The 19058-nt window shown below is 69.3% G+C and carries 7 protein-coding genes; all 7 read right to left on the reverse strand.

Annotated elements, in window-relative coordinates; translation table 11 throughout:
* Positions 1 to 18 precede the first annotated feature (18 nt).
* Complete coding sequence (locus AOM45_RS32995) at positions 19 to 966, reverse strand: alpha/beta hydrolase-fold protein (protein ID WP_051783947.1); 948 nt, start codon at positions 964 to 966, stop codon at positions 19 to 21.
* A complete protein-coding gene (locus AOM45_RS33000) occupies positions 963 to 2654 on the reverse strand; it encodes an ABC transporter ATP-binding protein (protein ID WP_030469279.1) in 1692 nt (563 codons plus the stop codon). Before AOM45_RS33000 ends, AOM45_RS32995 begins: the two co-directional genes overlap by 4 nt.
* A complete protein-coding gene (locus tag AOM45_RS33005; RefSeq protein WP_035911279.1) occupies positions 2641 to 13575 on the reverse strand; it encodes a non-ribosomal peptide synthetase in 10935 nt (3644 codons plus the stop codon). Before AOM45_RS33005 ends, AOM45_RS33000 begins: the two co-directional genes overlap by 14 nt.
* A gap of 15 nt (positions 13576 to 13590) precedes the next feature.
* Positions 13591 to 15387 (reverse strand): ABC transporter ATP-binding protein, encoded by a 1797-nt coding sequence (locus tag AOM45_RS33010; protein ID WP_030469277.1) that lies wholly within the window; start codon positions 15385 to 15387, stop codon positions 13591 to 13593.
* 26 nt (positions 15388 to 15413) lie between these two features.
* On the reverse strand, positions 15414 to 16442 hold the full coding sequence (locus AOM45_RS33015) for an iron-siderophore ABC transporter substrate-binding protein (protein WP_201780108.1): 1029 nt from the start codon (positions 16440 to 16442) through the stop codon (positions 15414 to 15416).
* Between the two features lie 93 nt (positions 16443 to 16535).
* Positions 16536 to 17369 (reverse strand): ABC transporter ATP-binding protein, encoded by an 834-nt coding sequence (locus tag AOM45_RS33020; RefSeq protein ID WP_030469275.1) that lies wholly within the window; start codon positions 17367 to 17369, stop codon positions 16536 to 16538.
* A 70-nt stretch (positions 17370 to 17439) separates the two neighbouring features.
* On the reverse strand, positions 17440 to 18930 hold the full coding sequence (locus tag AOM45_RS33025; protein ID WP_030469274.1) for a non-reducing end alpha-L-arabinofuranosidase family hydrolase: 1491 nt from the start codon (positions 18928 to 18930) through the stop codon (positions 17440 to 17442).
* Between the last annotated feature and the right edge of the window lie 128 nt (positions 18931 to 19058).

Below are 19058 nucleotides of genomic sequence, written 5' to 3' on the forward strand. Positions count from 1 at the left end.
ACAGCTTGCCGGATCAGCTCACAGCTCGCTGAGCAACCAGGCGACGTCCCTGACCAGCGCGTGCCGCCAGCCGACACGGTCGTGCCCGGCGGGGGACCGGTTCACGCGCACGGTCGCGCCCGCCTGGGACGTCAGATCCTCCACCGCCTCGCAGTGCCGGTGCATCTTCGGCTCGTGCTCGCCGACGTCGAACGCCACGCGCAGGCCCGACAGGTCACGGCCGCGCAGGCGTTCCGCGGTGTCACCGCCGGCAGGTCCGTCGAGCGAGATCCCGTGGCCCGGCAGGTCGCGCGCCCACCAGAACGACCCGGACTGGCAGGCCACCCGCGACACCAGCCGCGGGAAGTCCAGTGCCGCCTGGAACGCGCTCAGCCCGCCGAGACTCTGCCCGGCGACCACGAACTTCGCCGGGTCGACGGTCACGCCGTTCGACGCCAGCAGCGGCAGCAGCTCGTCCTGGATCGCTTGCCACAACCCAGGATTCGTGTATTCGGCGTCGCGGTCCCGTGGCGTGGGCAGGAAAACCAGGGTGGGCATCGCATCGCCCATCGCCGACTCGAACGCGGCCACGGCCGGATGCGTGTACATCCAGTCGTCGCCATCGAGCAGCAGCACTACGGCGTCACCGCCCTTGTGCACGCGCACTGTCTTGCGCCCCAACGCACCGTTCCACCGGATGCGCAACGACGGCACGTCCAGCACCTCGTCCGGCCCGACGACCGGCCAGTGCGGCTGCGGCTCCAGGTCCGGGGTCGAGAAGATCGACCTGTTCGGGCCGGCCCCCGAGGGGTTGAGCGGATCGGCGAACTCCTCGCCGTCGCACAGGAAGTAGTACGTGACGCGGAGTCGTGCGGGCAGGTCGACCTCGGCGCACCAGACGTCGCCGCGCTGCTGCAGCTCGACCGGTGCCAGCACGCTCTCGAACCGCAGGGTCGCCGGGCCGCCGCGCCACTCGAACACCGTCATCGGGCCACCGCCAGCTGGTAGGAGGAGTCGCGGCCGAGCAGGTCGCGGTGCGTGCCCTCGCCCGCCACGGTGCCGTCGGACAGGACGATCACGCGGTCGGCCACGTCGAGCAGCGCCGGGCTGCTGGTGATCACGATCGTCGTGCGGCCGCGGCGCAACGCCGTGACGTTGCGGGCGATGAGCTGTTCGGTCACCGCGTCCACGGCCGTGGTCGGGTCGTGCAGCACCAGGATCTCCGGGTCCGCGGCCAACGCGCGCGCCAGGGACAACCGCTGGCGCTGACCGCCGGAGAGGTTCGCGCCGCGGTCGCGCACGGCGTAGTCGAGGCCTTCGGAGTGCAGTGCGACCACGTCGGTCAGCATCGCGGCGGCCACCGCTTCCTCCACCAGCGCACTGGAACCTGACGGGTCGACGTTCTCCCGCAACGTTCCCGCGAACACCTCGTGGTGCGACGGGTTGACCAGGAGGTGTTCACGCACGCTCTCGATCGTCAGCGACGCGATCTCGCGCTTGCCCACCTTCACGACGCCCCCGTACGAAGCCGGTGGCACGTCGACGGACAGCAGCGCCGCGAGCTCGGCCGCCGCCTGGGGCTGGTAGGCCGCGATCGCCACGAGCTCACCGGGCCGCACCGCGAAGCTCAGGTCCCGCAACGTTCCGTGCGTGACACCGGAGACCTCCAGGCCGCTTTCCGGGCCGGGTTCCTCGACACCGGGCGTCATCACCGGCGGTGCGGCCAGAACGAGCGCCATCCGTTCGGCGGAGGCGCGCGCCATCATCACGTACTTGGGCATCTCCGAGAACATCTTCAGCGGCTCGATCAGGAACTGCGCCAGGCCGACGGCCATCACCAGCTGACCGATCGTGATCGTGCCCTGGAACGTCAGATATCCCGCCCACAACGTGACTGCGGCCGCCAGCAACGAGTTCAGCGCCAGCGCCGTGCCCGCGTAGACGCCGTTGACGCGTGCCACGACGATCGACTGCTTCTTCGCCTCGGTGCTCACCCTGCGGTAGGCCTGGAAAGCCGCGTAGCTGCCACCGAAACCGTGCAGCGGCCGCAGCCCCGCGATCAGGTCCGACACCTTCGCACCGGCTCGCGCGACTTTCGCCTGTTGCACCTGGGTGTTCGCGCCGATCCGGCGCGACATCACGCTCAGCACGGTCAGGATCGCGGCCGTGCCGGCGAACACCAGCACGCCGAGCGGCACGCTGATCACCGCCAGCACGACACCGGTGATCACCACCGACACCAGGGAGCTGACCAGCAGCGGCACCACCTCGATGATGTCCGCGGTCTGGTCGGCGTCCTCCGTGGCGATGGTCAGCACCTCGCCGGACTTCAGGTCGACGCCGCGCGCCACCGGTCGCAGGCCGTGGTCCGCGACCGCGACCCGCCACCGGTGCGCCTCCGTCGTGTTCGCCTTCTGCAGGATCCGCATGCCGAACCGCCACGAGTACGACACCGTCGCCATGACGAGCCCGAGCGCCAGCAGCGCGAGCCCCAGCGAGCTGAGCCGGCCGCCGCGCAGCGCGTACTCGACGATCACGCCGAGCAGGATCGGCACGGCGGTCTCCGCGGCCTGGTACGACCCCATCAGCAGGGTGCCGGAGGCCATCGCGCCGACGTTGCGGCACAGGGCGACCCGCAGGATCTCCTTGCCGGTGCGGACTTCAGTGTTCGTCAACGTGGCGCGCAATCGCTTCGGGGGTGGACAGGGCCAGCAGGTCGCGGATCGTGACGACCGGGCCGAACTCGCGGCGGAGCAGGCCGACGAGCCGCACCGCGAGCATCGAGTGCCCGCCCAGGTCGGTGAAGCCGCTCGCCACGCCCACCTCGTCCTCGTCGAGGTCGAGCGCCTCGGCGAACAGCTCGCGGACCACGATCTCCGTCTCGGTCAGCTCCCGATCCTCCTGCTGGACCAGGGTGCCGAGCGGGCGGGCCTCGGGCAAGGCGCTCGTGTCGGCCTTTCCGTTGACCGTCAACGGGATCGCGTCCACCGCGGCGTAGTGCGTGGGCCGCAGGTAGTCCGGCATCCCGGCACCGACCTCCGCCGCGATCGCCCCGAGGTCCGCCCCCTCGGCGAGAACGAGGTAGGCCGCGAGCCGGTACGCGCCGTCGACCTGCGGGTCGGCCTGCGCCACGGCGGCGACGAACCGCACGCCCTCGTGCGCGGCGAACCGCGCCTCGACCTCGCCCAGCTCCACGCGGTGACCGCGGATCTTGACCTGCTTGTCCGTGCGGCCCAGGTAGAGCAGGTTGCCGTCAGGGCGCCGGATCACCAGGTCGCCCGTCCGGTACATGCGCTCACCCGGCACCCACGGGCACGCCACGAACCGTTCGGCGGACTGCCCCGGTTGCCCGAGGTAACCCCGCGCGATGCCCACACCGGACACGTAGAGCTCGCCCGCGACACCGTCCGGAACGGGCCGCAGCCACGGGTCGAGCACGTACACGTCGGTGTTGTCGATCGCCACGCCGACCACCGGGTCGACGCAGTCGAACGTGCCGACGCCCAGCGTGTTGATCGTGTATTCCGTTGGCCCGTAGAGGTTGTAGCCGATCGTGCCGGGGGTGTCGGAGAGCAGCTGCCACAGCGTCGGCGTCACGGCCTCGCCGCCCAGCAGCACCAGCGCCGGCTTGTGGTCCGCGTCGAGAAGTCCCTCGGCCACCAACTGCTGCGCGTAGGTCGGCGTCACGTTGATGACGTCGATCTCGTGCTCGAGGCAGTACTCGACGAGCCCGGTCGCGTCGCGCCGCAGCTCCTCGTCGCAGATGTGCACCTCGTGCCCGTCGGCGAGCCAGAGAAGCTCCTCCCACGACATGTCGAACGCGAACGACACGGTGTGCGCGATCCGGAACGTCCGGTGCCCGTGCTCGGCCAGGACCGGTTCGAAGATCCGCCGCTGGTGGTTGACCAGCATGTTGGTCAGACCCGCGTACTCGGTCACGACGCCCTTGGGCTTGCCGGTCGAACCGGACGTGTAGATGGTGTAGGCGGCGTGCTTGAGCCTGTTCGGGTTGCCGGGTTCGAACGTGATCACCGGTTCGGCGTCCGGCCACGGCAGGTCGAGCTCGAACGTGGTGCCCTGGATCCTCGGCGCCACCGCGCTGGTCGTGATGATCAGCTCTGGTCGCGCGTCCTCGACGATCGCGGCGATCCGCTCGTCCGGGTGGTCCAGCTCCAACGGCACGTACGCCGCTCCACACCTGAGGATGCCGAACAGCGCGACCACCCAGTCCAACGACCGCGGCACCGCGATGGCGACCGACGTCTCCACGCCGATGCCCTTGTCGTGCAACACTCCCGCGAGGTGCCGGCTGCGGTCCCTGAGTTCCGCGAAGGTCATCGTGTCGCCGTGCGAGACCAGGGCGATCCGGTCCGGGTCGCGGTCGGCCGCGATGTCGAACAGGTCGACGACGGTCTGGTCACCGAAGTCGTTGGGCGCGTTGAGCTCCGGCTGCGGACCGGTGGCCTCGATCGCGCCGACGGGGCTTTCCGACGTGGCCAGGTCGTCGAGAATCCGCAGGTACTCGTCGAACAACCGTTGCGCCGTGGCGGGTTCGGTGATCGCGGGCCGGTACTCGAGCTTGACCGTGAGCTGCCTGCCCGGCGTCACGACCCAGGTGAACGGGTAGTGCGTCGAGTCCTCGAACTCGTGGGCCGTGATGCCGTTGACCGCGTTGAACTCGGTGAAGGTGTCGTCGTCGAGGAAGTTCTGCAGCACGAACAGGCTGTCGAACAACTGGTCCTGGCCGCTCGCGCGCTGGATCTCGCCGAGCCCGATGTGCTCGTGCTCCATCGCGTCGACCCGTGAGGCCTGCACTCCGTTGAGGAATGTCGCCACGCTGTCGTGCGGCTTCGCGGACACCCTCATCGGCACGGTGTTGAGCAGCACGCCGACGATGCCCTCGGTGCCTTCCTCCTCACGGCCGGAAACCGTCACGCCGAACACCGCGTCACCGCGCCCGGTCTCGCTGCCCAGCAGGAGTCCCAACGCGCCGGTGACCACCGAGTTGAGCGTGACGCCGTTCTGGCGTGCCGCGTTCCGCACGCGGTCCGACTGCGCTTCCGACAGCGACCGCACGATCTTGGTGGGCAGCGAGTCCGAAGTGGACTGCCCGGCCAGCAACGTCGGTCCCGGCAGGTCCGCCAGGTACCGGGCCCAGAACCGTTCGGCTGTTTGAGCGTCCTTCGCGGCCAGTGTTCGGGTGTAGTCCTCGAAGCTCGGCGTGGCAGGTGCGTCGTCAAGCGGCTGGCCGTTGAGGATCGCCCGGTAGGCGTCGAAGAAGTCGCGCAGCACGATCTCGCGCGACCAGCCGTCCCACAGCAGCAGGTGGTGGCTGAACAACAAGGCGTCCCGCCCGTCCGGCAGCCGCAGCACGGCCAGCCGCACCAACGGCGGCGCGCTCAGGTCGAACCCGGTCGCCCGGTCCTCGTCCCGCAACGCGTCCACGGCCTCGCGGTTGAGCACGTCGACGACCCTGACCGGCACCGCGGCGTTCGGCGTGAGCACCTGGACGGGCGACCCGTCCTCGTCCTCGAACCCCGCGCCGACGACCGGGTGCTTCGCGATGACGTGCGCCATCGCCCGCTCGAGTTTTTCGGCGTCGAGCCGCCGGTCGAACGTGAAGCAGGTCTGCGCCACGTAGTGCCCGGCGTCCCCGGCGAGCTGGGCCTGGAAGTACAGCCCACGCTGCAACGGCGAGACGGGCGCGGTCCGCCGAGCGGTGGTGGACGCGTCCGCGATCCGTTCCAGCGCCAGCAACCACCTGGCCGCGATCTCGTCGGACACGTCCTCGCTCAACGCGAACGTGGCCCGCAGGCTCCCGGTCTCGGCGTCGAGCCAGGAGTTGACCTCGACCGCGTACGGGCTGGGCTGATTCCCGGCGTCGACGTGGAGCGCCTGGGACTCGCTGCCCCGGCCGAGGTAGTTGAACAGCACCTGCGGCCACGGGAGCGCTGCCAGCACGGGTGCGGTCTGCGGGTTCAGGTACCGCAGCTGGCCGTAGCCGACGTGGGCGAGTTCGTCCGGCTGCCTGTCGGAGAGTTCGCGGGCGGCCTCGACGGGGTCGGTGTGCGGGCTCAGCTTCACCGGCGCGATGGAGGTGAACCAGCCGACAGTGCGGGTGTAGTCGTGGTGTTCGCGCACGGGGACGCGCCCGTGCCGTTCGAGCTCGACGACCAGATCGGTCGGGGTGCCTTGGATCTCGGTCAACGCCGTGCGGAGTGCGCCGCACAGGAGCTCGGTGAGGCCGATGCCGAGCGCGGCCGGCGCGGTGTGGACGACGCGTTCGGTGATGGCAGCGGCGAGGGTGACAGTGACCTCGCGCAGGTCACCGATCTGCGGAGTGAGAGCCGGCGTGTCCAGGACCTCGATCCAGCGGTGCAGGTCGGCGCCGCGGGACTGGGCGTCCACCGTGAGGGCCTCGGCGTAGGCCTGGAACGGGGTGGTGGTCGGGGCGAGGTCTTCGCCGCGCATGGCGGTGGTCAGGTCGTCTAGGAGGATCAGCCAGGAGACCGAGTCGACGGCGAGGTGGTGGACTGCGACGACGAGCGTTTTGGTGCGTTCGAGCCAGGTGAAGGCCGCCATGACGCCGGACTCGGGGGCGAGGCGGGCGGCGGCTTCGTCGGCGGCGACCTCGGGGTCGTCGGTGGTGGCGAGGACGACGGGAATCCGGCTGGCCGGCAGGGCGTTGGCCCTCGTGCCGGTGCTCGCCGTGCCTGCGGTCGCCGAGCCAGCGCCGACCGCGGCGGCCACCTGCGGATCGTCAGAACTGTCAGACCCGTTTGAGACGATAGGAGTGGGGACCCGATCCCCCCAGGGGGCCTGCCAGTCGGGATCGATTCCGAGCGACCAGACCCCGTGCTCGACCGTCAACCGCATCCGCAGCGCCGCATGGGCCGCGACCACGGCCTCCGCGGCCCGCTGCGCCTCCTCCAGACTCGAACACGGCAGCTGCCGAGCCTGCGCGAACAGCCGGAGCTCGCCCCCCAGCTCCCGCTGCCGCAAGACGATCGGCGTCGGCACCACCGGCCCGTCCGCCGCTGTTTCGAGAGTACGCGGGGAGCTTTCGTACTCACCGAGAGTACGAAGGGCCCCCACGTGCGCGGCGAGAGCGCGGGGGGACTTGTGCAGGAAGAGGTCGCGGGGAGTGAACCGCAGACCGTGTGCGCGGGCACGGTTCACCACCCCGATCGCGATGATGCTGTCCCCACCGGCCGCGAAGAAGTCGGTGTCCGCGTTCACCAAAGACCCCGGCAGCGCCGCCGCGAAGATCTCCACCAGCGAGGAAAGCGCCGGAGCTTCCGAAACGGCAACAGGCGGGGAGTAGTCCGACAGCCGAGATCCTTCAACCAGCGCCCGACGGTCGAGCTTGCCGTTCACGGTCAGCGGCAGCGCATCCAGGAAAAGAACCCGCTGCGGCACCATGTGCACCGGCAGCTTGCTCCCCGCAGCGGCAAGAACATCCACAGAAGGCTTGCCCACCACGTGCGCGACCAGGTGGTCGGCGGTGTCCGCCACCGTCACGGCGACGTCCACGACCCCAGGCACTGAGAGGATCGCCGACTCCACCTCGCCCAGCTCGATGCGGAAACCCTTGAGCTGCACCTGGAGATCGGCGCGGCCGAGGAACTCCAGCTCACCGTCCAGGTTGCGGCGAGCCAGGTCTCCCGAGTGGTACATCCGGGAGCCGTCGCCCGCGAACGGGTCCGCGACGAACCGCGACGCCGTCAGACCCGGTCGGCCGATGTAGCCCAACGTGACCTGCGGGCCTGCGACGTAGATCGTGCCGACCACGCCCGGCGGCACCGGGCGGAGGAACTCGTCGAGCAGGTAGCACCACAGGCCCGCGATCGGGCCGCCGATCGGGCTGACCTCGAGGCCGAAGTCGCGGTCTTCCAGCAGCCGGTACGTGGTGTGGACGGTGGTCTCGGTGATGCCGTACATGTTGACCAGCTCGGGGCGGTCGGCGCCGTAGCGCTCGACCCAGCCGCGCAGACGTCCCAGGTCCAGGGCCTCGCCGGCGAAGATCACCCGTCGCAGCGCGGAAAGCGGAGAAGCAGCATGCAGATCCGCGTCGATGAACTGGTAGAACGCCGACGGCGTCTGGCACAGGACTGTGACTCCGCGGTCGAGCACCAGCGCCCGGAAGTCCACCGGCGACCGGGTGAGGCTGTGTTCGGGCACGATCAGCTGACCGCCGTGGGTCAGCGCGCCCCACAGCTCCCACACCGCCACGTCGAACGAGTAGGTGTGGAACTGCGTCCACACGTCGGACGGGCCGAACTCCATCTCCGGCGCGGTGTTCACGAGCAGCGAGACCACGTTCTCGTGCGACACCACGACGCCCTTGGGGCGCCCGGTCGAGCCGGACGTGTAGATCAGGTACGCCGGGTGGCGCCAGTCCGAGACAGGTTCCACGAACGAGCCGGGCACCACGTCGTCGGTCGAGAGCACACGAGCCGAGACGCCCGCACGCGCGAGCATCGCGGAGAAACGGTCCTGCTGACCCGGTTCCACCAGCGCCACCTGGGGAGCGGCGTCCGCGAGCACGAACTCCAGGCGGTCGTCCGGGTAGGCGAGGTCGAGCGGCACGTACGCGGCACCGGCCGACACGATCGCGATCAGCGCGGTGACCTGCTCCAGCGACCGCGGCAGAGCGACGGCCACCCTCGTGTGCGGGCCGACGCCGCACGCCTGCAACGTCGCCGCCAGCCGGGTCTTGGCCTCCGCGAGCTCGTCGTAGGTCATCGACTCGGACGTGCCGTCGAGGCGGCAGAAGGTCACGGCGGTCGCGGCCGGGTCGCGCAGAGCGGCCCGGTCGAAGAGCTGCGCCAGAGTCACCGGCGTGATGTCCGCGCCGACACGCGTGTCCGCGAGGACAGGAACCGGAATGGAATCACCCGTCAACAGCCCGGTGAGCGTGTCGACGAACGCGCGCACGATCCGTTGCGCGCCCGACTCCCGCACCACGAGCGTGTCGTAGATCAGGTTGAACCGCAGCGAACCGTCGTGGTCGCGCTGGACCTCGATGGTCAACGGGTAGTGCGGCGCGCCCTCGTTCACCACACCGGTGATCTCGAAGCCGTCGCAGCCGAACTCGGACACGTCCAGCGCGATGTCGAACACGACCAGGGTGTCGAACGCCGCCTGCCGGCCGATCCGGGAGAGCGAGACGTGCTGGTGCGGCAGGACGGCGGTCTGGTGCCGCTGCACGGAAGCCAGCAGCTCGCCCGCGCTCGTACCGCCGGACCACTTGGCACGCACCGGAATCGTGTTGATGAACAGGCCGACCATCGAGTCGATCCCGGGCACGTCCGCGTCACGGCCCGACACCGTCGACCCGAACACGACGTCCTGGCTCTCCAGAATCCCGCCGAGCGTCACGCCCCACGCGCTGTGCACGGCCACGCTCAGGGGAACTCCGGCCGCCTTCAACATCTTGTCGAAGCCCGAAGGTGCCTCGATTGCGGTGTCAGCGAAGCGTTCCGAAGGCTCGTGACCTTCGGCGACCAGTGACGGACCCGGCAAACCGGCGAGCTCCGACGCCCAGACGCGGTCGCTCTCCGCCGCGTCGGCCCGGACGAGCCAGCGCACGTAGTCGGCGTAACTGCCGCGTGTGTGCACAGAACCCGGCGCGTCGTACTCGGCCAGCAACGCGCGCAGCATCGGCGGCACCGACCAGCCGTCCGCGATGATGTGGTGCACGGTCTGCACCAGGACGTACCGCTGCGGAGCCGTGCGGATCAGCGTGTAGCGCATCAACGGACCGCGGGCGAGGTCGAACCCGGCGACGCGGTCCTGCTCGGCGAACGCCTGGACCTCCTCGTCGGTCATGCCCTGACCGTCCACAGTGGAGAACTCGGGGCAGACCCCCGACTCCAGCACCGAGACGACCCGGCCGTCGGGCAGCGCGACGAACCGCGCGGCGAGATTCGGGAACAACTCCAGCACCCGGGTCGCGGCCGTTTCGAGCCTGCGCGCGTCCACCGATCCGGACAGCGTCAGCAGCTGCTGCTCGACGTACCGGTGCGCGGACTCGTCGTCGAAGACCGAGTGGAAGTACATGCCCTCCTGCAACGGCGTCAGCGGCAGGACGTCGCGCAGCGCAGGGCTGTCGAGGGAGTCGACGTCGGCCTGGGTCAACGACACCAGGTCGAAGTCGCTGGGGGAGTGGCCACCGCGGGTCAACGCGGCCAGGCCCTCCATCGCCTCGACGAAGTACGAGCCGATCTTCGCGATGTCGGCGTCCAGGAACACGCCCGACGGCCACGAGATGACGGTGACCAGCTCCAGCTCGCCGTCCGCACCCGGTTCGGCGGAGGCGTTGAACTCCAGCGCCCGTGGCAGCCTCATCGCGGGATCACGCTTCTCGCCGAGCTGGCCCGCGTTCTCCGCGAGCTGCCAGTCGCCGGTCGTGCCACCACCGAACCGGCCGAGGTAGTTGAACAGCACCTGAGGCAGTGGCGAGGAGAAAGCGTTGTTCCCCAAGTACTTCAGCGCGCCGTACGAGACACCGTTGCTCGGCACCCGTGCGAGGTCTTCCTTGACGCGCTTCAACGCCACCGCGAGATCGTCGCCGGACCCCGGATCCACCGTCACCGGGAACAACGTGGTGAACCAGCCGACCGTGCGCGACAGGTCCGGGTCGAGCGGCACGAACCGGCCCTCCCGGCCGTGACCCTCCAGCTCGACGTGCGCGAACGTCTGGTCCTGCCCGTTGTCCCGCCGCCACCGGGCCAGCGCGACCGCGAGACCGGTCAGCAGCACGTCGTTGACCTTGGCGTGGAACAACGCGGGCACGTCACCGAGCAGCGCGGCGGTCGCGGCGGCACCGACGGTGACCGTGCGAACCTGTTCGCCCGCCACGACATCGGACTCGGAAAGCTCCCGCCGCCCGATCAGCTGGTCCACACCCGGCAGCGCGCGTTGGTAGTACGAGCGGTCCGCCGAGTAGTCCGTCTGCTCCAGCAGCTGTGTCCAGCGGCGGAACGACGTCCCGACCGGCTGGAGCTCAACGGCCGCACCGGAAGAGACCTGCTGCCACGCCAATGCGAGGTCGTCGAACAGGATGCGCCACGACACACCGTCGATCACCACGTGGTGAATCACGATCACGAGCTGACGAACCTCGGAACGCCACACCGCGCGCAGCATGATCCCCGCGTCGGGGTTCAGCCCCTCGGTCGCCGCCGCGACGCACTCCTCCAACGGCGTGTTGCTCTCCTCCCACAACGCACGACCGTCCGCGGGGATGTCGAACGACCAGCGCTCGCCCCGCACCAGCCTGGCGCGCAACATGTCGTGCCGCGCCACCACGGCGTCGAGGATCCGGGTGAGCGCATCCGCGGTCAAAGCGGCAGGGGTGTTGAGCACGACCGACTGCACGAACCCGTCGACGGCGTCCGTGGTCTCCCCGAGCCACTGCACGATCGGCAGACCCGCCACCGGACCCGTGGGAACGTCGTCGTGGTCGACGGTCGAGGCGCCGTCGAGCGACGCGACGGCGGCCAGCGCGCGCGGAGTGCGGTTGACGAAGATCTGGGTGGCGGTGACGAAGATGCCCTCGGCCCGCAACGCCGACAGCAGCGAGATCGCGAGAATGCTGTCGCCGCCCAGCTCGAAGAAGTCCTGGTCGGCGCCGACCTGCTCGACCCGCAGCACCGACGCGACGGCGGCGCAGACAGCGGCCTCGACGTCGTTGGCGGCCGCGGTGACCGGCCCGGTCTCGACGGTCGGTTCCGGCAGGGCGCGGCGGTCGAGCTTTCCGTTGGGGGTCAACGGGAACTCGCTCATCACCACGATGTGCGCGGGCACCATGTACTCGACCAGGTGCTCAGTCGCCCACTGCTTCACCTCGTCCGCGGTCAAGGAGCCGGCCGGCACGACGTACCCGACGAGGTAGTTGCCGCCCGCCGAGTTCTTCCTGACCACGACACAGGTGTGGCGGACCCGCGGGTGCTCGGCGAGCGCGACCTCGACGTCCTCCAGCTCCAGCCGCATGCCGCGGATCTTGACCTGGTTGTCGACGCGCCCGAGGAAGTCGAGCGACCCGTCCGGCGCGAACCGCGCCAGGTCACCGGTCCGGTAGAGGCGCGAGCCGTCCGCGGCGAACGGGTTCGCGACGAACCGCGACGCCGTCAGGCCAGGCGCGTTCACGTAGCCGCGGCCCAGCAGGAAACCACCGATGTACAGCTCACCGCCGACGCCGGGAGGACAGGGGCGCAGCTGGTCGTCGAGCACGTAGAGGTCGGTGTTCGGGTTGGCCTTGCCGATCGACGTCGACAGCCGCTCCGCCTCGCCGCGGTAGATCACGTGCGAGACGCCGATCGTGGCCTCGGCCGGGCCGTACCCGTGGTACATCGGGATGTCGAGCTGCGTGCGGAACCTGTCGTACAGCTCGGGAGTGAGCACCTCGCCGCCGCACCACACGTGCCGCAGGCTGTCCAGCTCACCCTCGCCCGAGATGTTCAGCAGCACGTCCAGCATCGACGACACCAGGTACACGAACGTCACGCGGTGACGGGCGATCGTGTGCAGCAGGTGGTGCGGGTCGCGTTCGCCGCCCGACCGCACGACCACGGTCCTGCCGCCGCAAACCAGCGGCAGGAAGATCTCGTTGATCGAGATGTCGAACGACAGCGGCGCCTTGAACAGGGAAGCGTCGCTGTGTCCGAAGTGGAGGATCTGGTTGACCTGCCACAGCAGGCGTTCGCTGATCGCCTCGTGCCGGATCATCGCGCCCTTGGGGCGGCCGGTCGAACCGGACGTGAACATCACGTACGCGAGCTGTGGACCGAGGATCGTGACGTCGGTGGGTTCGACGGAGTAGTCGGAGAAACCCCACGCGTCGAGGTCGACCGCGACCGCTTCGGGCTCGCCCTCCCCGCCGGTGCCGAGGAGCAGGACGACCTGGGCGTCGGTGATCACGGACTCGCGGCGGGAGGCCGGCCACTGCGGGTCCAGTGGCACGAACGCGGCCCCGGCCTGCAGCACGGCGAGCAGGCTGATCACCATCTCGGCCGAGCGGTCCAGCGAGATGCCGACGACCTGCTCGCTCCCCAGACCGCGTTCGAGCAGGTGGCGGGCGAGCTGGTTGGAACGGGCCAGCGCCTCGCCGTAGGTGAACGCGCGGTCGCCGTCGTTGATCGCGACCGCCTCCGGCCGCAGGCGGGCCTGCTCACGGAACAGCTCGACGATGCTCGGCCGTTCGCGCGGGAACTCGTTGTCGTTCCACCGGGCCAGGTCCGCGAGGCGCTCCTCGGCCGTCTGGGACGTCAGCGTGCCGATGGCGCGGTTCGGGAACTCGGCGAGGTCGTCGAGAGTGCGCTGTGCCGCAACCGGATCGACGCCGGAAGGCAGTGGAATCCGCCAGCCGTCAGCTCCTTCGACGACGTCCCACCGCTGCCCCTTGTCGGCCCAGACGAGCAGATCCCCGAACAGCGTCGCAGGGGTGAGATCGAGCCCGTCGACCTCGAGTGCGGGGTTCGCCCAGTGCGTCAGCGCCACCGCACTCGCGACGGCGATCGTCCGCTGCGGGTACTCACCGGCACGGCGCCGAACAGAGGCGATCCGGTCGGTCGAAAGCAGCACCTGTTCCATGAAGGTGAGCCTAACCTAAGTGGCCGATGATCCGAATCGCCAAGCGGCCCAAAGAGCCGCGTAACGCCCGTCACGCGCCACGAGTTCTTCGTGCGTGCCCTGCTCCAGCACGCGCCCGCCGTCCAGCACGGCGATCCGGTCCGCCGCGATCGCCTGGGTCAGCCGGTGGGCGACGAGAAGCGTGGTGCGGCCACGACAGGCGGCCAGCGCGGCCCGTTCGAGCGCGGCGGCGCCCTGGCTGCCCGCCTCCGCCGTCGACTCGTCGAGCACCACGACGGGGGAGCGGCCGAGCACGAGCCTGGCCAGCGCGATCTGGGCGATCTTGGTCACGTCGAGCCGTTCACCGCCCTCGCCGACATCGGTCTGGAGCCCGGAAGGCAACGCTTCGACCCACGTGTCGGCGCCGACCGTGCGCAGTGCGTCCATCAGCTCGTCGTCGGTCGCATCCGGTGCTGCCAAACGCAGATCTTCCGCGAGCGGACCGGCGAAGACGTGCGCTTCCTGCGTCAGAATGCTGACCAACGCGCGAGCACCCGCCTCGTCGACGTCGGCGAGGTTCGTCTGTCCTATGTGCACGGACCCGAGCTGCGGGGTGTCCGTGCCGGCGACGAGTGCGGCCAGCGTCGTCTTGCCCGCACCGGTCGCGCCGACCAGCGCGAGCGAGGTTCCGGCGGGGATCTCGAGGTCGATGTCCAGCAGCACGTCGTGCTCGGATTCGGGATAGCGGAAGGAAACCCCGCGCACCGACACCGGAAGCGGTTGCGCGTCGGCGTCGACCGCGACCGCGCTGCGGACGAGCTCGTCACCGTCGGATTCGGTGAGCACACCGACGAGTCGCGTGAGCCCCGCACCGGACTTCTGCGCCTCGTCGAAGAAGGCCATGATCAGGCCGAGCGGCACGAACAATTTGTGGAACAGCAGCGCCGCAACGGAAACCTGGCCGAGCGACGACTGCCCGTTGGTCACCAGGAAGTACCCGACCACGATGATCAGCCCGAGGCCGATGAACTCCGCGCGGTTCTCCCTGCCGATGAACCGGCCGAAGAAGCGGAACACGTCGATGCCGATGTTGCGCACCCGCCACGACTCCGCCGTCACCCTGTCCCGGAACACGTTCTCCAGGCGGTAGGCGCGCACGGTGGCGATGCCGTCGAGACCGCTGATCAACGCCTGCGCGCGGTCGGCCTGCGCCTCGGAACGCGCCCGGTAGAGCGGCTGCGAACGGGGCAGGTACCAGCGCAACGCCAGCGCGTACGCGGGAAGCGCGCAGGCCCCGGCGACACCGAGGCGCCAGTCGAGCCCGAACATGCCCGCGGTCGCGATGACGACCAGCACGGCCGCCGAGAAGATCGTCGGAATCGCCGTGCGGAAACCCTTGGAGATGACGGCGACGTCGTCACCCACGCGGGACAGCACGTCACCGCGGCCGACCTGCTCGATCCGCGCGCTCGGCATCCCGAGCACCGCGCGGACCGCACCTTCTCGAAGCCTGGCCAGCATTTCCGCGCCGACCCGGCCTACCAGGTAGGTCGAGACCGCGGTCATGACCGCGCCGGCCAGCGCGGCCACGACCGTGGCGATGCCGATCGTCCACAGGATCGAGGCGTCGCGGCCCTGCACGATCCCGTCGACCACGGTGCCCAGCAGGAACACCGGGACGATCTGCAGCACCGCCCCGGCCACCGTCGCCAGCACGGTGGCGATCGGCAGGCCGGGAGCGGAACGGCAGTGGTCGAGCACCCACCAGCAGGCCTCCCGCCCGGTTGCCGTGCGCAGGACGTTCGCGGGCACGGCGGAGACACTCGTGGTCACGAGGGAGACCTTTCGGTGGGTGGAGATCAGCCGGCGGACTTGGCCGACTTCACCAGCTCGTCGACCGCGTACGGCATGGACGCGAGCGTCGCCTGCGACATCGCGGCACCGATGGCGGGACCCTCGCTGTCGAGCAGCCAGTGGACCTTGCCGGCCTTGACCGCGGGCAGGTTCGCGAAGAGCTGGAAGTTCTTCAGCGACTTCTGGTCGGCCTCGTCGGCGATCACGAAGATGCGGTCGACGTTCATGAGGTCCATGCGCTCCGGCGACAGCGTCGTGTAGAACTTGCCGCCCGCGATCTCGTCGATCTTCGTGTTGCCCTTGAAGCCGATGCCGGTCAGCAGCTGGCCGCGCACGTCGGTGGTGGTGAACGGCGCGACGGCGTCCTTGTACCAGGACGTGACGACCGCGGTCTCGTTCGCCCAGCCCGGGTTCGCCTTCTTGGCCTCCGCCATCTTGTCGTCGATGGCCTTGATCATCTTGGCGCCCTCGTCACCCTTGCCGATCGCCTTGGCGACCTGCAGCGCGTTGTCCTGCCACTTCGCGCTGAACGGCTCCTTCTCGGCCTTGGTGCGGCCGACCGTCGGGGCGATCTTGCTCAGCTTGTCGTACCAGGCCTGGTCGGCCTCGGAGTACACGGCGACGATCAGGTCGGGGCGCAGCTGCGCGATCTTCTCGTAGTTCGGCTCGGTGTCACCGTTCTTCATGACGACCTCGGGCGTGGTCGAACCCCACTTGTCCTTCACCCAGGCCCACTGGGTGTTGATGTCGGGCTTCTTGCCCTCGGGGTTCGGGTACTGGTCGACCATGCCGACCGGGACGACGCCCAGCGCGAGCATCGTCTGGTCGTCGGTGTAGCCGAGGGAGACGACGCGCTTGGGCGCTTCCTTGATCTCCGTCTCGCCGAAGAAGTGCTCGACCTTGGTCGGGAACGTGCCACCGGAGGCGTTGTTCGCGTCAGGAGTCGACGTGGGCGCGGACGAACCACACCCGGCGAGGACGCCGGCGCCGACCAGCACGGCTGCTGCCACGGCGGTCAATCGCTTCCAGGTCATGGTCGTTCGCTGGCCCATTCGGCACCTCGTTCTCGCTGTCCACGCGGCGGTGGAAATTAGGACAGCCGAACCTTATCACCCAGTTAGGGCAGGCTAACCTAGTCCTTGGTCACTCTTCGATGTCACGTGAGTCCGCCCGATCGGCACGATCAACGGCCGCTCGCTGACCGGGTCGTCGATGACCTTCGCCTGGAGGCCGAACGTGTCCAGCAGCAGGTCGCTCGTGATCACGTCGCTCGGATGCCCCTGCGCGACGATCGACCCGGCCTTCATCACGATCAGGTTGTCGCTGTAGCGAACGGCCAGGTTGAGGTCGTGCAGGACCATGACGATCGTGCAGCCGCCCTCGTGGAGGTCGTCGACGAGGTCGATCACGTCGATCGCGTGCGCGAGGTCGAGGTACGTCGTCGGCTCGTCGAGCAGCAACAGGTCGGTGCCCTGGGCGAGTGTCATGGAGATCCACACCCGCTGCCGCTGACCGCCCGAGAGTGAGTCGACCGGGCGGTGCGCGAGGTCGGCGACCCCGGTCATCTGCAACGCTTTGGCGACGACGTCCGCATCGTCGCTCGACCACTGACGCACCCAGTTCTGGTGCGGGTGCCGGCCGCGCGCGACCAGGTCGGCGACGGTGAGGCCCTCCGGCGCGATCGGGGTCTGCGGGAGCAGGCCCATCCGCTTCGCGACGTCCTTCGTCCTGAGCCGCGCGATGTCGTGACCGTCCAGGAGCACGGTGCCCTGGCGCGGTTTGAGCAGCCGGGACAGCGTGCGCAGCAGCGTGGACTTGCCGCAGCCGTTGGGTCCGATGACCGTGGTGATCACCCCGGTCGGGATGGAGACGTCGAGGTTGTCGAGCACGACGCGGTCGGCGTACCCGACCGTGACGCCCTCGGCACCCAGCCGGGCGACATCGTTGCGCAGCGCGGTCATAGGGAAACCTTACCTAACCGCGACCGGCGCCCTCTCCTGGTGAGGACGCCGGTCGGTTCGTGTCAGGCGGTCAGCGCTGGAGCGTCAGCACGCCTGGCCGCCAGGGCAGCGAGTTGTACGGCTGGCCGTCCGAACTCGGGTTGCGTCCCTGGTACAGCAACTGCAGGTTGCACGGGTCGATGGTCTTGGTCTGGTCGGGGTTGGCGCGCACGAGGTCGCCGTGGCTGATGTCGTTGGTCCACGTGGCGTCGTTGTTGGCCTTGCCGGCGAACGGGTTGCTCTCGGTGCCGGCCTGCACGGTCCACGTGCCGCCGAGGCTGCTGGACGTGAACGAACGGAAGTAGCGCCCCCTGTTGCCCTGCGCCTCGACGAGCATGAGGTACTGGTTCTGGTCCTTGACCTTGTAGACCTCGACCCCCTCGAACAGGTTCTCCACCGTGTCGCTCATGATCGTCGTGTAGTTCGTGCCGAAGCTGCCGGGGAAGTTCCCGATCGGCATGCTGGCGCGGTAGATGTTGCCGTTGTCACCGGCGAAGAACATGTACATGTTCGTGCCGTCACCGATGATCGTCTGGTCGAGGGCGCCGCCGCCGGGGATGTTGCCGGAGAAGAGCTCCTGCGGTGCCGACCACCCGTTGGCGTTGGTGGGGTCGCTCGACGTGAGGTAGCTGAACGTCGTCGGGCCCCATTGGTAGGTGAGCACCCAGATGTTCTTCGGGGCGAAGTAGAACAGGGTGGGTGCGACGGTGCCGAGGTTCATCGTGTTCTGCGGCGCGGAGGCCATGTCCGACCAGTTCGTGAACGTCCCGAAGTTCATCGAGCCGTAGTGCTGCCCGGTCTTGTCCACCGTCGAGCCGTAGACCAGGTGCTTGCCGTTGTAGACGACGTTGGTGAAGTCCTTGAGCGACACCCAGTCCGACTTCGGCGTCGCCAGCGCGCCCGTCGACGACCAGCGGTAGCTCGACGGAAGCCGGCACGATCCGCCCGTGTCGCCCACGCGGACGAGTTGCCACTGCTGGTTGGCGCCGTTCCAGTCGCCGTACTGCACGACGGCCGCCCCGTCCGCGGTCGACAGGCCCGTCACCTCGACGCTCTTGCCGCTGTTGCGGTTGATCAGCCGGACGTACCCGCCGTCGGAGTCCGCGAGCCGGAACTGCTGGTTGGTGCCGTTGAGATCCGTCCACTGCTGGACCTTCGCGCCGTCCGCGGCCGACAGACCGGCGACGTCGAGGACCTTGCCGGAGTTCTTCGACTTCAACCGGTAGTAGCCGCCACCGGAGTCCACGAACTGCCACTGCTGGTTCCCGCCGTCGTGGCGGGACCACTGGTGGACCGCCGCTCCGTCGGCCGTCGACGCGCTCGCGACGTCCATCGCCTTGCCGCTGTTGCGGTTCACGAGCACGTACCACGCGCTCGTGTCGACGGTCGCCGCCGACGCCGCGCTCGGAGTGAGCGCGACCGCCGCGCCGGCCACGAGCACGGTGGCGAGCACGGGGTTCAGCACCGACGCCCACCGGCCACGCCGGAAACGGGTCCCGCGGCGGCGCGGGACTTGGTCCATCGAATCCACAGTGATCCTCCTCGACAATTCACCAAGGCGGCATTGCCGTTGTCGCGTCCCCACGGATTTGCCGTAGCTCCAATTGGTCAGCGTGAACACGGAATTGTGTTAGCGCTAACACTGCTTCG

Source organism: Lentzea aerocolonigenes (genome assembly GCF_000974445.1).
Classification (GTDB): domain Bacteria; phylum Actinomycetota; class Actinomycetes; order Mycobacteriales; family Pseudonocardiaceae; genus Lentzea; species Lentzea aerocolonigenes.